We start from the raw sequence: 13,655 nt of genomic DNA, 5'->3' as shown, positions 1-13,655 counted from the left end.
GCGCTTAGCCAACGACCAGATTGAGCAGTTTACCCGGTACGTAGATCACTTTACGTACAGTAACGCCCTCAAGATATTTTGCGACCAGAGGTTCCTGGCCCGCGCGCTCGCGAACCTGTTCTTCGGTTGCATCGACCGCCACGGTAATTTTACCGCGGACTTTGCCGTTTACCTGGACCACAACCAGCGTCGTGTTTTCTACCATCGCTGATTCGTCAGCCTGCGGCCACGGCGCGTTGTCGATATCGCCTTCGCCTTTCAGCTCCTGCCACAGGGTGAAGCTGACGTGCGGAGTGAACGGGTTTAGCATGCGAACAACAGCAAGCAGCGCTTCACGCATTAAGGCACGATCCTGCTCGCCGTCCTGCGGAGCCTTCGCCAGCTTGTTCATCAGTTCCATAATAGCCGCAATTGCGGTATTGAAGGTCTGACGACGACCAATATCATCGGTCACTTTCGCAATCGTTTTATGAACATCGCGACGCAGCGCCTGCTGATCTTCAGTCAGTGCGGCGGCGTTCAGCGCCGGGGCATCGCCCAGTGCAGTGTGTTCGTAAACCAGTTTCCAGACGCGTTTCAGGAAGCGGTTCGCCCCTTCCACGCCGGACTCCTGCCATTCCAGGGTCATGTCCGCCGGAGAGGCAAACATCATGAACAGACGCACGGTATCCGCACCGTAACGCTCAACCATCACCTGTGGATCGATACCGTTGTTTTTCGACTTGGACATCTTGCTCATGCCGGTGTAGACCAGTTCATGACCTTCGGCGTCTTTCGCCTTAACAATACGGCCCTTCTCGTCACGCTCGACGATCGCATCAACCGGTGAAACCCAGTTACGCTCGCCGTTGGCACCAACATAATAGAACGCATCTGCCAGCACCATGCCCTGACACAGCAGCTGTTTTGCTGGTTCGTCAGAGTTCACCATGCCTGCATCGCGCATCAGTTTGTGGAAGAAGCGGAAGTAGAGCAGGTGCATGATGGCGTGTTCGATGCCGCCGATATAGATATCAACCGGCAGCCAGTAGTTTGCCGCATCGGAATCGAGCATACCGTCCTGATACTGCGGGCAGGTGTAGCGCGCATAGTACCAGGATGACTCCATAAAGGTGTCAAAGGTGTCGGTTTCACGCAGCGCAGGCTGTCCGTTAACGGTGGTTTTTGCCCACTCAGGATCGGCTTTAATCGGGCTGGTGATACCGTCCATGACCACGTCTTCCGGCAGGATCACCGGGAGCTGATCTTCTGGCGTTGGCATCACGGTGCCATCTTCCAGCGTCACCATCGGGATTGGCGCACCCCAGTAACGCTGACGGGACACGCCCCAGTCGCGCAGACGGAAGTTAACTTTACGTTCGCCCACGCCCAGAGAGGCCAGCTTATCGGCGATGGCGTTGAAGCCCTCTTCGAAGCTCAGACCGCTAAATTCACCGGAGTTGAACAGGGTGCCTTTTTCAGTCAGGGCGTGTTCAGACAGGTCTGGTTCTGAACCGTCAGCCGCCAGGATGACAGGCTTGATGGTCAGGCCATATTTGGTGGCAAATTCGTAGTCGCGCTGGTCGTGACCCGGAACAGCCATCACGGCGCCAGTGCCGTACTCCATCAGAACGAAGTTGGCGGCCCAGACAGGGATTGCTTCGCCTGTCAGTGGGTGAATGGCTTTAAAGCCGGTATCAACCCCTTTTTTCTCCATCGTCGCCATGTCGGCTTCGGCCACTTTGGTGTTGCGGCACTCATCGATGAATGACGCCAGCTCCGGATTGTTTTCCGCCGCTTTCTGCGCCAGCGGATGACCTGCGGCTACGGCCAGGTAGGTCGCGCCCATGAAGGTGTCCGGACGGGTGGTGTAGACAGTCAGAGTCTGGTCGTAGTTCTCAACGTTGAAGGTAATCTCCACGCCTTCAGAACGGCCGATCCAGTTGCGCTGCATGGTCTTAACGGTATCTGGCCAGTGATCCAGGTTATCCAGATCGTTCAGCAGCTCATCAGCGTAAGCGGTGATTTTGATAAACCACTGTGGGATCTCTTTACGCTCAACTTTGGTGTCACAGCGCCAGCAGCAGCCGTCGATAACCTGTTCGTTCGCGAGAACGGTCTGGTCATTTGGACACCAGTTAACGGCAGAGGTCTTCTTATACACCAGGCCTTTTTTGTACAGCTCGGTGAAGAACTTCTGCTCCCAACGATAGTATTCCGGGGTACAGGTTGCCAGCTCGCGGCTCCAGTCATAGCCAAAGCCCAGCATTTTGAGCTGGTTTTTCATGTACGCGATGTTGTCGTACGTCCACGGCGCCGGAGCGGTGTTGTTTTTGACCGCCGCGCCTTCCGCAGGCAGACCGAACGCATCCCAGCCGATAGGCTGCAGAACGTTTTTACCCAGCATGCGCTGGTAGCGTGCAATCACATCGCCGATGGTGTAGTTACGCACATGGCCCATGTGTAGTCGACCAGAAGGATAGGGAAGCATCGACAGGCAGTAATACTTCTCTTTGCTCTCGTCTTCGGTTACTTCAAAGGTGCGCTTCTCGTCCCAGTGTTGCTGGACTTTTGATTCTATCTCTTCCGGGCGGTATTGCTCTTGCATGGCAGCCAGTGGTCCTGTTTTCAATACAGCTACAAATGTAGCCAATGGATGTGGTAATTCAGATCCGCATAGCATAGCCCAAACGCCCGCGTCAAAACAGCCTTTCGCACAAATGCGCTTTGCAGGAATTTACCGGGTCTGTGCTTCACCTGACAAAGCGGCGATGAAATAAGGTCTATTATTAGAAATAGTTACTTACCCGGGAGGCAAAATGATGAACAAGGTTGCTCAATTTTACCGCGAACTGGTGGCGACACTGACGGAACGGCTGCGTAACGGCGAGCGAGATATCGATGCGCTGGTGGAGCAGGCGCGTGCCCGCGTGACGAAAACGGGTGAGTTAACGCGAACCGAAGTGGAAGAGGTGACGCGCGCCGTGCGTCGCGATCTGGAAGAGTTCGCGCGCAGCTACCAGGAGAGTCAGGAGGAGGTCACGGACAGCGTTTTTATGCGGGTGATTAAAGAGAGCCTGTGGCAAGAGCTGGCCGACATCACGGATAAAACGCAGCTGGAGTGGCGCGAGGTCTTTCAGGATTTGAACCATCACGGTGTTTATCACAGTGGAGAGGTGGTCGGCTTGGGAAATCTGGTGTGCGAGAATTGCCACCATCATATTGCGGTATATACGCCGGATGTCCTGCCGCTGTGTCCGAAATGCGGCCACGATCAGTTCCAGCGTCGGCCGTTTGAGCCCTAAATAAAAGCAAAACGGCAACTATGTTGCCGTTTTTAGTGTTTGCCCCCTCTCCCCGTGGGAGAGGGTTGGGGTGAGGGCATCAGGCTGCACTATAGTAAGCCAGTCTCTCCGCCAGCAAATCCACAAACGCCTCGCGATCGATATCCACCATCACCGTGGTATTCGCTTTATTCCCCGTCAGCGAGTAGTAATCCACCACCGTCATTCCCTGGGTGTATTTTCCCTGCGTCTCAACACCAACCCATCTGTCCACCGTGGTGAACATCTCCGGCTTCAGTAGCCAGGCAATGGTGCACGGGTCGTGCAGCGGCGCGCCGTGGAAGCCCCATTTCTCGGCTTTGTGATACTCCATAAAGAAGTCGAGCAGTTCGGCCACGGTTGTCGCGACCGTATTACCCACGGAGCGGAATCGCTCAATATCGTCCGCCATAATCTGCGCGCGGTGGGTAACGTCCAGCCCTGCCATCACAATCGGTAAGCCAGACTGGAAGACGATTTCCGCCGCTTCCGGGTCGACAAAGATGTTGAACTCCGCCGCAGGCGTCCAGTTCCCCAGCCCCATTGCCCCGCCCATAATCACAATACGGGCAATTTTATTATGCAGCTCAGGATGGCTGTTCAGCAGCAGCGCAACGTTGGTTTGCGGTCCGGTTGCCACCAGCGTTACCGGTTCTGCACTCTCACGCAGCACCTTCGCCATCAGCTCCACGGCGGTACAGTTTTGCGGCGTGAAGCCCGGCTCCGGCAGTGCCGGACCATCCAGCCCGCTTTCACCATGAACGTTGTCGGCAATAATCAGCTCGCGCATCAGCGGCTTCACGGCCCCGCCGGCGACAGGAATATCGGTGCGTTTGAGCAGCGTGAGCATGCGCAGCACGTTGCGCAGGGTTTTGTCTGGCGTCTGGTTTCCGGCGGACGAGGTGACGGCTTTTACCTCGAGTTCAGGGGAGGCAAGAGCGAGGACGAGCGCGATCGCGTCGTCATGACCCGGATCACAATCGAGAATAATAGGCAGTGCCATAGCGTTCTCCATACGTAGCGTTATTTTGTGACAAGGTTAACGCTGCAATGTGACGCCGACGAGAGGAACTGAGTGAAAGCGTGAAGCAGTGCGCAATCCGCAGATTGCGCACCGGGAAGGTTAGTGCAGGATTTTCGCAAGGAAATCTTTCGCACGCTCGGATTTCGGGTTAGCGAAGAACTCTTCTTTCGGTGAGTCTTCGACAATTTTCCCTTCGTCCATAAAGATCACGCGGTTGGCCACTTTACGGGCGAAGCCCATTTCGTGGGTCACCACCATCATGGTCATCCCTTCGTGAGCCAGCTCGACCATTACGTCCAGCACTTCGTTGATCATCTCTGGATCGAGCGCCGACGTTGGCTCATCAAACAGCATTGCCACCGGATCCATACACAGCGCGCGGGCGATCGCCACACGCTGCTGTTGGCCGCCAGAAAGCTGTGCCGGGAACTTATCGGCATGCGCCGAAAGCCCAACGCGTTCCAGCAGCTTCAGACCTTTCTCGCGCGACGCTTTTTTATCACGCTTAAGCACTTTTACCTGCGCCAGCGTCAGGTTCTCAATAATGGAGAGGTGAGGGAACAGCTCAAAATGCTGGAACACCATGCCAACGTGAGAGCGAAGCTGAGCGAGGTTGGTTTTCTTGTCGTTGACCTTGGTGCCGTTGACGACGATCTCACCCTGCTGCACCGGCTCCAGTCCGTTGACGGTTTTGATCAGCGTCGATTTACCGGAGCCGGACGGCCCGCACACCACCACCACGTCGCCTTTCTTGACTTCGGTGGAGCAGTCGGTCAGCACCTGAAAGTGCCCATACCATTTAGAAACATTTTTCAGGGAAATCATTATACCGTCCTTTTCTTCAGCCAGCTGACCAACAGCGACGCGCTTAAACTAATCACAAAATAGACCGCACCCGCGAAGAGCACCATTTCGACCTGCGTACCATCACGTTCACCGATGGTTGACGCGGTACGGAAGAAGTCTGCCAGACTCAGAACGTAGACCAGCGAGGTATCCTGGAACAGCACGATGCCCTGGGTCAGCAGGAGCGGAACCATGGCGCGAAACGCCTGCGGCAGAATAATGAGCTGCATGGACTGCCAGTGCGTCATTCCCAGCGCCAGCGCGGCGCTGGATTGCCCGCGGGAGATACTCTGAATGCCAGCTCGGATAATCTCCGAGTAGTAAGCGGCCTCGAACATTGAGAACGCCACCATAGCGGAGATCAGACGGATATCGGTTTTCGGCGAAAGCCCCAGCACGTTCTGCAGGAAACCGGGCACAATCAGGTAAAACCACAGCAGCACCATCACCAGCGGGATGGAACGGAACACGTTAACGTAGGCGGTCGCAAACCAGGCGAGCGGCTTAAAGCTCGACAGGCGCATGACGGCCAGCAGGGTGCCCCAGACGATACCAATGATGATGGCAATAACGGTGATTTTTAAGGTAATCACCAGGCCATCAAGCAGGTAAGGCATCGATGGAACGATAGAACTCCAGTCAAATTCGTACATTATTTGCCCCCCAGATTACCCGGCAGGCGGATTTTGCGTTCAACCAGGTTCATCACCAGCATGATGAAAGCGTTAATCAGAACATACGCGAGCGTGATCGCGGTGAAGGATTCCCACGCGTGAGCGGAGTAATCCAGCAGCTTGCCCGCCTGCGCAGCCATGTCGACCAGGCCGATAGTCGAGGCGATGGCCGAGTTTTTCACCAGGTTCATCATCTCGGAGGTCATCGGCGGAACGATAACGCGGTAGGCGTTAGGCAGCAGCACGTAGCGGTAGGTTTGGGGCAGCGTCAGGCCCATTGCCAGGCCCGCGTTTTTTTGTCCACGCGGCAATGACTGAATGGCGGCACGCACCTGCTCGCAAACGCGCGCAGCGGTAAACAGCCCCAGACACATCATGGAGGAGACAAAGAACTGCACGTTCGGATCCAGCTCTGACTTGAACCACATGCCAATATTTTCCGGCAGCAGTTCCGGGATGACCAGATACCAGGTAAAGAATTGCACGATCAGCGGAACGTTACGGAACAGTTCCACATACAGGGTGCCAAGCGTTGAAAGAAAACGGTTAGGGACGGTGCGCAGAATACCGAACAAAGAACCGACAAGAAACGCGATAATCCACGCCGTTATCGATAGTGCCACGGTGACCTGAAAGCCGCTCCACAGCCAGCCAAGATAGGTGGTGTTGCCGAACGGGGCTTGTTGCAGGAATATGCCCCAGTTCCAGTCTATTGACATAATAAACTCCAGAAAAAAAAGGGTAGCAGCGCTACCCTCGAAGATTGGTGAGAAGCTCATTTTTCGCGCTCAGTGGGGAACGACCACTCAACGTATAGTCTGTCCATGCTTCCCGACAATCGAGAGGGCAGGAGATCCCGCCCCTGTAGTTCTAATTAGTTAAGAGCCTTGTCATTTGGTGATTTGAACAGCGCTTTCATGTCGTCAGACAGTTCAAAATTCATGTTCAGGTTTTTTGGTGGAATCGGGTTCTTGAACCACTTGTCGAACCATTTCTCCGCTTCGCCGGAGGTCTGCACCTGAGCGATGGTGTCATCGATCAGCTTTTTGAACTGCGGATCGTCTTTACGCAGCATACAGCCGTAGGCTTCTTTGGACTGCGCGGTACCGACGATATCCCAGTTGTCTGGTTTTTTCGCTTTCGCACGCTCGCCCGCCAGCAGAGCATCATCCATCATAAACGCGACGGCACGACCGCTTTCCAGGGTACGGAAGGAGTCGCCATGGTCTTTCGCGCTGATGATGCGCATATCCATTTTCTTCTCGTCGTTCAGCTTGTGCAGCAGCACTTCTGACGTGGTGCCGGAGGTCACAACAACCGCTTTACCTTTCAGGTCAGCGAAGTCTTTGATCTCGCCGCCTTTCTTCGTCAGCAGACGGGTGCCCACGACAAAGATAGTGTCAGAGAATGCTGCCTGTTTCTGACGCTCGAGGTTGTTGGTGGTGGAGCCACACTCGAAGTCAAAGGTGCCGTTTTGCAGCAGTGGAATACGGTTCTGTGAAGTGATTGGGATCAGCTTCACCTGCAGGTCAGGTTTGTTCAGCTTTTTCTTCACAGCTTCAACGATGGCGTTGGAGTAATCCTGTGAATAGCCCACGACTTTTTGCGTGTTGTCGTAGTAAGAGAACGGGACAGAAGATTCACGGTGGCCGACCACGATAACGCCGTTTTTGGCAATCTTGTCGAGAGTGCTGCCTGCTGCCGGAGCATCTTCAGCGTGAACCACGCCTGCAGACATTCCCATAACCAGCATTGCTGTGGCCAGTTTACGTAATTGCATACCCAACTCCTTTTTTATCAGCGCCAGCGACGCATTGATACCCATTGTGATGTTGTTATATCTCGCGCAGTGCGAGTGCAGTGTTATGCAAGCTTGTTAACATTTAGTCTGGCTTAATGTAAAGATTTTGCTGCGTTATTGTTTATTTTTGCGAAGCGCGCCGCACCATTCAGAGGCAAATATCTCCCGTTGCACCGTTTCGGTGCTGCCGATGATCTACGCTGGTGCGACAAAGTTGCACGTTAAGCCAAACTGCGTTTACCTGAATAAACAAAGCAATAGGCGTGCCAGAATGGGAGTCTGGAGAAAATTGTCGGGTGGCGGCTACGCCACCCGGCAACAGAAGGAAAGGTTATTTACGACGCTGACGCAGGCTCATCAGCACCGCGCCAAAGCCGAACAGCGCGGTCAGTACCCACAGCGGCCAGTTGCCGGTGCGCGCATATGGCGTCAGCCCCGTGGTTGGCGTGACTTTAGTGGTCAGCACCTCGCGTGTAAACTGCGGGATCATCGCCTGAATCTCGCCCTGCGGACCAATCACAGCGGTGATGCCGTTGTTGGTGCTGCGCAGTAGCGGACGCGCCAGCTCCAGAGAGCGCATACGTGCCATCTGGAAGTGCTGCCACGGCCCGATTGACTTACCAAACCAGGCATCATTGGAGATGGTCAGCAGATAGTCGGTATCCGGGCGGAAGTTATCGCGTACCTGCTCGCCGAGAATGATTTCGTAGCAGATGGCCGCCGTCAGGGCCAGGCCGTGCGCGTGCAGCTGAGGCTGTACGTACGGGCCGCGGCTGAAAGAGGACATCGGCAGGTCAAAGAACGGGGCCAGCGGGCGCAGAATCGACTCCAGCGGGACAAATTCACCAAATGGCACCAGGTGATTTTTGTTGTACCGGTCTGTGGAGTGGTAGCTGTACTCGCTACCTTTCCCGAGCGTAATGATGCTGTTGTAGGTGTCGTAGCGGTTCTGCTGATTCAGACGCGCATCGACAATCCCGGTGATCAGGGTGCTGCCGCGCGCCAGCAGCAGGTCGTTCATCATGTTGAGGAACGGCTGCTGGTTGAGCTCCAGATCGGGAATGGCAGACTCCGGCCAGATAATCAGCTGTGATTTTCCCATCACCTCTTCGGTGGCGTTGGCGTAGATCTTCAGCGTATTCAGCAGCTCTTTCTCGTCCCACTTCATGGACTGCGGGATGTTCCCCTGCACCATGGAAACCTGCAGGGTGCGCTCTGGCTCGGGCGTGAACCACTGGATATAGCACAGCGGGAAGGGCAGGGCAAACAGCACCAGCGCCACAGCCAGCGGCTTCCAGCAGCGTGTGACCAGCGCTAATACCAGCAGGCCGCTCACCACCATCAGCAGGAAGTTAATGGCCTCAACGCCCATGACCGGCGCCAGCCCCTTCAGCGGGCCGTCAATCTGGCTGTAGCCGAACTGTAGCCACGGGAAGCCCGTCAGCACCCAGCCGCGCAGGAACTCGGTTATCTGCCAGACCACCGGCGCGGCAATGGCGACGCGCAGCCAGGTGGTTTTGGGCCACAGGCGAGAAAGGATGCCGGCGAACAGACCGGTATAGAGCGAGAGATATGCGGCGAGCAATACCACCAGGAAGACGTTTACCGGGCCAGGCATACCGCCAAACTGGGCGATGCTGACATAAACCCAGTTGATGCCTGAGCCAAACAGCCCCAGTCCCCAGAAGTAACCGATGGCCGCAGCCTGTACCGGACGACGATTCAGGGTCAGGCCCTGAAGCCCCATCAGGGAGAGAATGGCCGCAGGCCAGATATCGTAAGGAGAAAAAGCCAGCGTACCGCTGGCTCCGAGTAACAGCGCCAGCAGCAAACGGACGCGCTGGCGTTCAAGCAGTGGGGCAAATGCCATTTACATTAATCTTCCAGTTTTGGCACCGGTGAGTCGTCCGGCGTTCTGACGTGAACCTGTATAATACGTCGGCTGTCGGCCATTGCCACTTTGAACTGGTAACCGTCGATGTCAACGGTCTCACCGCGCGCCGGGAGGTGGCCAAAGGCCTGCATCACCAGCCCGCCAATGGTATCGACCTCTTCATCGCTGAAGTGGGTACCGAAGGCGTCGTTGAAGTCCTCGATGGAGGCCAGCGCGCGCACGGTCCAGGTGTGGCGGCTAAGCTGACGGAAGTCGATATCTTCTTCTTCGTCGTACTCGTCTTCGATTTCGCCCACGATCAGCTCAAGAATATCCTCGATCGTGACCAGACCGGAAACGCCACCAAACTCATCAATAACAATCGCCATGTGGTAACGCTGAGAGCGAAATTCTTTCAGCATCCGATCCACACGTTTACTTTCCGGCACAACCACGGCCTGGCGTAACACTTTTTCCATGCTGAAGGCTTCGGCATCGCTGCGCATAAACGGCAGCAGATCTTTCGCCATCAAAATCCCTTCGATGTGATCTTTGTCTTCGCTGATGACCGGGAAACGCGAGTGGGCCGATTCGATGATCACATCGAGGCACTCGTCCAGAGTCTGGTTACGTTTCAGGGTGATCATTTGCGAGCGTGGGATCATGATATCGCGAACGCGCTGGTCGGCGATGTCCATAACCCCTTCGAGCATTTCGCGCGTATCTTCGTCGATAAGGTCGTTCTGCCCGGAATCACGAATCAGCTCCAGCAGCTCATCACGGTTTTTGGGTTCGCCGTGGAAAAGCTGGTTCAGAATGAGGGAGAAAAATCCCTTTTTACTGGTTGTCGTGTCGCTACTGTGTGAATTGTCGTCGCTCATGGCGTTTGTTAAGGGTTCTCTTGTTAGTTCAACGTTTACCGCCACGCGATATCCTTTCGTGGCGGCATGTGAGTCAGTCAGGTGACGGACTATTCTTTCTCGGCAATGTACGGATCCTCATAGCCCAGAGCAAGCATTATCTCTGTCTCGAGGGACTCCATCTCTTCCGCTTCGTCATCTTCAATGTGATCGTAGCCGAGCAGATGCAGGCTGCCGTGTACCACCATATGCGCCCAGTGGGCCTCAAGCGGCTTTTGCTGCTCTTTCGCTTCCTGTTCAACCACCTGACGGCAGATGATCAGATCGCCCAGCAGCGGCATCTCAATGCCCGGAGGCGCTTCAAACGGGAAAGAGAGCACGTTGGTCGGCTTATCTTTCCCGCGATAGGTCAGGTTAAGCTCATGGCTTTCTGCTTCATCCACCAGGCGAATCGTCACTTCTGATTCTTCCTGAAACTGAGGAATAACGGCATCCAGCCATTTCTGAAACTGTGCCTCATCTGGCATGCCGGAATTGTCTTCACAGGCCAGCTGTAAATCGAGGATCACCTGACTCATTTCTGTTCTTGCTCCTGCGCTTCGCGCTTACGTTCTGCGGCCAGTTCGGCCTTACGCTTCTGATCCGCCTCTTCCCAGGCTTCATAGGCGTTAACGATACGCGCGACCACCGGGTGGCGTACCACGTCTTCACTGTGGAAGAAGTTAAAGCTGATTTCATCGACCTCGGCCAGCACCTCAATCGCGTGGCGCAGTCCTGATTTGGTGCTGCGCGGCAGGTCGATCTGGGTGACGTCACCGGTAATGACCGCTTTCGAGTTAAAGCCGATACGCGTCAGAAACATCTTCATCTGTTCGATGGTGGTGTTCTGGCTCTCATCGAGAATGATGAACGCATCGTTCAGCGTACGACCGCGCATGTAGGCGAGCGGGGCAACTTCGATAACGTTACGCTCAATGAGCTTCTCAACCTTCTCAAAGCCGAGCATCTCGAACAGCGCATCGTATAAAGGACGCAGATACGGGTCGACCTTTTGACTCAGATCGCCCGGCAGGAAGCCCAGCTTTTCGCCCGCTTCGACGGCAGGGCGGGTCAGCAGGATGCGACGTATCTCCTGGCGTTCCAGCGCATCTACCGCAGCGGCAACGGCCAGATAGGTTTTACCCGTACCCGCCGGACCCACGCCGAAGGTGATGTCGTGGTCCAGGATATTGGCGATGTACTGCGCCTGGTTTGGCGTACGCGGCTTAATGACGCCACGTTTGGTCTTGATATTGATTGCCTTACCGTAGTCCGGCACGCTTTCCGCGCTTTGCTCAAGCACGCGCGCCTCTTTAATGGCGAGGTGGATCTGTTCCGGCTCGATATCCTGCGTTTCGCCGCGCATTGGGGCGGTATCAACATACAGGCTACGCAGAATGTCCGCAGCGGCGTTGACGCAGATAGGGCGTCCGGTAAGTTTGAAATGATTATCGCGACGATTGATTTCGATACCCAGACGTCGCTCCAGTTGTTTGATGTTGTCATCAAACGGCCCGCACAGGCTCAGCAGGCGAGCGTTGTCTGCTGGCTCAAGGCTAATTTCACGCGTATCTATATTCAAACTGTTCCTCTTTAATTGTTTAACTGACCCATTGCGATAGGGCGTAATAAAACGGTCATTACCGAAATTATTCACGCCGCAGAATAAAGGCGCAAGCGTTGCGGAAGATATTGGGGACGATGAGAGGAAATACAAGGCCTGCCGGAAAGGCAGGCCAGGAGGATTAAGGCTGGTAAATCCCCACGCCAGAATCGTTTTCTTTACGGGTACGAGAGATCACGGATTCCGGTGACTCGGCAATACGCAGGCCCATTTCGTCCTCGGTGCGTACCAGCTTCGCGCGCAGCGAGTTGGTCAGCACTTCAACAATCTCGACGTCCACGAATTTACCGATCATATCCGGTGTGCCTTCAAAGTTCACCACGCGGTTGTTTTCGGTACGACCGGAGAGTTCCATAATGCTCTTGCGGGAGGTGCCTTCCACCAGAATGCGCTGAACGGTGCCGAGCATACGGCGGCTCCACGCGTTGGCCTGCTGGTTAATACGCTCCTGCAGAATATACAGACGCTGCTTTTTCTCTTCTTCCGGCACATCGTCAACCATATCGGCCGCAGGTGTTCCAGGACGCGCAGAGAAGATGAAGCTGTAGCTGACGTCAAAATTCACTTCACCGATGAGCTTCATGGTGCGCTCGAAGTCATCAGCGGTTTCGCCAGGGAAGCCGACGATAAAGTCGGAGCTGATCTGGATATCCGGACGCGCTTCACGCAGCTTGCGAATGGTGGACTTGTACTCCAGCACCGTATGCGGGCGGCCCATCAGGTTCAGCACGCGGTCAGAGCCACACTGAATCGGCAGGTGCAGGAAGCTCACCAGCTCTGGCGTATCGCGATACACGTCAATGATGTCGTCGGTAAACTCCATCGGGTGGCTGGTGGTAAAGCGAATGCGGTCTATACCGTCAATCGCGGCCACCAGACGCAGCAGCTCGGCAAAGCTGCCGGTGGTGCCGTCGTAGTTTTCCCCGCGCCAGGCGTTTACGTTCTGGCCCAGCAGATTCACTTCGCGAACGCCCTGTGCGGCAAGCTGCGCAATTTCAAACAGAATATCGTCTGCCGGACGGCTGACTTCTTCACCGCGGGTGTAAGGCACCACGCAGTAAGTGCAGTATTTGTTGCAGCCTTCCATGATGGAGACGAAGGCGGTCGGGCCATCGGCGCGCGGCTCCGGCAGACGGTCAAACTTTTCGATTTCCGGGAAGCTGACGTCAACGACCGGGCTGCGGCTGCCGCGAACCTGATTGATCATCTCCGGCAGGCGGTGCAGGGTCTGAGGACCAAAGACAATATCCACATACGGGGCTCTCTGGCGGATCAGCTTACCTTCCTGCGACGCGACGCAGCCACCCACGCCGATGATCAGGTCCGGATTTTTTCGCTTGAGAAGCTTCCAGCGGCCTAACACGTGAAAGACTTTTTCCTGCGCTTTTTCACGAATCGAACAGGTGTTCAGCAGCAGCACGTCCGCTTCTTTCACATTTTCTGTCAGCTGGTATCCGTGGGTTGAATCCAGCAGATCGGCCATCTTGGATGAATCGTATTCGTTCATCTGACAGCCCCAGGTTTTTATATGGAGTTTTTTAGTCATCGACTTGCTCAGCTCAGGATTGCAAGCCGCGTATTGTAATGCTTTGGTGGGGTTGTGACCAGTATG

Annotated in this window: 12 protein-coding genes; 1 reads left to right on the top strand and 11 read right to left on the bottom strand. The window is 55.3% G+C overall.

Annotation, left to right across the window (positions count from 1 at the left end; translation table 11 throughout):
- Window positions 1-4 precede the first annotated feature (4 nt).
- Window positions 5-2,587 (bottom strand): leucine--tRNA ligase, encoded by a 2,583-nt coding sequence (gene leuS, locus ACOTZC_RS17605; RefSeq protein ID WP_045402152.1) that lies wholly within the window; start codon window positions 2,585-2,587, stop codon window positions 5-7.
- A 214-nt stretch (window positions 2,588-2,801) separates the two neighbouring features.
- On the opposite strand from leuS, the gene ACOTZC_RS17600 reads away from it, so the two are divergent.
- Window positions 2,802-3,284: a zinc ribbon-containing protein gene (locus tag ACOTZC_RS17600; RefSeq protein ID WP_045402228.1), complete on the top strand. Its 483-nt coding sequence runs from the start codon at window positions 2,802-2,804 to the stop codon at window positions 3,282-3,284.
- A 79-nt stretch (window positions 3,285-3,363) separates the two neighbouring features.
- Here ACOTZC_RS17600 and rihA read toward each other — a convergent pair whose 3' ends face one another.
- The 10 genes from rihA to miaB form a co-directional block, all read right to left on the bottom strand.
- Entirely contained in the window at window positions 3,364-4,305 is a 942-nt protein-coding gene (gene rihA / locus ACOTZC_RS17595; RefSeq protein ID WP_421635895.1) for a pyrimidine-specific ribonucleoside hydrolase RihA, read from the bottom strand.
- A 120-nt stretch (window positions 4,306-4,425) separates the two neighbouring features.
- Window positions 4,426-5,151, bottom strand: a complete 726-nt coding sequence (locus tag ACOTZC_RS17590; protein ID WP_014883001.1) for an amino acid ABC transporter ATP-binding protein — start codon at window positions 5,149-5,151, stop codon at window positions 4,426-4,428.
- Window positions 5,151-5,825 (bottom strand): glutamate/aspartate ABC transporter permease GltK, encoded by a 675-nt coding sequence (gene gltK, locus ACOTZC_RS17585; RefSeq protein ID WP_014883002.1) that lies wholly within the window; start codon window positions 5,823-5,825, stop codon window positions 5,151-5,153. The genes ACOTZC_RS17590 and gltK overlap by 1 nt, the downstream gene beginning before the upstream one ends.
- Window positions 5,825-6,565 (bottom strand): amino acid ABC transporter permease, encoded by a 741-nt coding sequence (locus ACOTZC_RS17580; RefSeq protein ID WP_023310756.1) that lies wholly within the window; start codon window positions 6,563-6,565, stop codon window positions 5,825-5,827. Before ACOTZC_RS17580 ends, gltK begins: the two co-directional genes overlap by 1 nt.
- Before the next feature lie 155 nt (window positions 6,566-6,720).
- On the bottom strand, window positions 6,721-7,626 hold the full coding sequence (locus ACOTZC_RS17575) for an amino acid ABC transporter substrate-binding protein (protein ID WP_008501049.1): 906 nt from the start codon (window positions 7,624-7,626) through the stop codon (window positions 6,721-6,723).
- 352 nt (window positions 7,627-7,978) lie between these two features.
- Window positions 7,979-9,517 carry an apolipoprotein N-acyltransferase gene (gene lnt, locus ACOTZC_RS17570; protein WP_163353560.1) on the bottom strand — a complete coding sequence of 513 codons (1,539 nt, stop codon included), beginning with the start codon at window positions 9,515-9,517 and terminating at the stop codon, window positions 7,979-7,981.
- Window positions 9,518-9,522: 5 nt separating this feature from the next.
- A complete protein-coding gene (gene corC, locus ACOTZC_RS17565) occupies window positions 9,523-10,401 on the bottom strand; it encodes a CNNM family magnesium/cobalt transport protein CorC (RefSeq protein ID WP_021242574.1) in 879 nt (292 codons plus the stop codon).
- A gap of 89 nt (window positions 10,402-10,490) precedes the next feature.
- Window positions 10,491-10,958 carry an rRNA maturation RNase YbeY gene (ybeY, locus tag ACOTZC_RS17560; protein ID WP_008501052.1) on the bottom strand — a complete coding sequence of 156 codons (468 nt, stop codon included), beginning with the start codon at window positions 10,956-10,958 and terminating at the stop codon, window positions 10,491-10,493.
- Complete coding sequence (locus ACOTZC_RS17555; protein WP_023310759.1) at window positions 10,955-12,001, bottom strand: PhoH family protein; 1,047 nt, start codon at window positions 11,999-12,001, stop codon at window positions 10,955-10,957. Before ACOTZC_RS17555 ends, ybeY begins: the two co-directional genes overlap by 4 nt.
- 163 nt (window positions 12,002-12,164) lie before the next feature.
- Window positions 12,165-13,589, bottom strand: coding sequence for a tRNA (N6-isopentenyl adenosine(37)-C2)-methylthiotransferase MiaB (gene miaB, locus ACOTZC_RS17550; protein ID WP_023310760.1), 1,425 nt, complete (start codon window positions 13,587-13,589; stop codon window positions 12,165-12,167).
- Window positions 13,590-13,655: the final 66 nt, after the last annotated feature.

Origin of the sequence: Enterobacter cloacae complex sp. SHL009, assembly GCF_049237205.1 — a bacterium.
Classification (GTDB): domain Bacteria; phylum Pseudomonadota; class Gammaproteobacteria; order Enterobacterales; family Enterobacteriaceae; genus Enterobacter; species Enterobacter cloacae_M.
The sequence above is the reverse complement of the archived record's forward strand: the minus strand, read 5'-3'. Positions and strand labels throughout refer to the sequence as shown.

Excerpts from the sequence above, each read along its gene's own strand:
- ACOTZC_RS17580 (WP_023310756.1), bottom strand. The coding sequence starts at position 6,565 with ATGTCAATAGACTGGAACTGGGGCATATTCCTGCAACAAGCCCCGTTC.
- ACOTZC_RS17575 (WP_008501049.1), bottom strand. The coding sequence starts at position 7,626 with ATGCAATTACGTAAACTGGCCACAGCAATGCTGGTTATGGGAATGTCT.
- leuS (WP_045402152.1), bottom strand. The coding sequence starts at position 2,587 with ATGCAAGAGCAATACCGCCCGGAAGAGATAGAATCAAAAGTCCAGCAA.
- gltK (WP_014883002.1), bottom strand. The coding sequence starts at position 5,825 with ATGTACGAATTTGACTGGAGTTCTATCGTTCCATCGATGCCTTACCTG.
- ACOTZC_RS17590 (WP_014883001.1), bottom strand. The coding sequence starts at position 5,151 with ATGATTTCCCTGAAAAATGTTTCTAAATGGTATGGGCACTTTCAGGTG.
- ybeY (WP_008501052.1), bottom strand. The coding sequence starts at position 10,958 with ATGAGTCAGGTGATCCTCGATTTACAGCTGGCCTGTGAAGACAATTCC.
- rihA (WP_421635895.1), bottom strand. The coding sequence starts at position 4,305 with ATGGCACTGCCTATTATTCTCGATTGTGATCCGGGTCATGACGACGCG.
- lnt (WP_163353560.1), bottom strand. The coding sequence starts at position 9,517 with ATGGCATTTGCCCCACTGCTTGAACGCCAGCGCGTCCGTTTGCTGCTG.
- miaB (WP_023310760.1), bottom strand. The coding sequence starts at position 13,589 with ATGACTAAAAAACTCCATATAAAAACCTGGGGCTGTCAGATGAACGAA.
- ACOTZC_RS17600 (WP_045402228.1), top strand. The coding sequence starts at position 2,802 with ATGAACAAGGTTGCTCAATTTTACCGCGAACTGGTGGCGACACTGACG.
- corC (WP_021242574.1), bottom strand. The coding sequence starts at position 10,401 with ATGAGCGACGACAATTCACACAGTAGCGACACGACAACCAGTAAAAAG.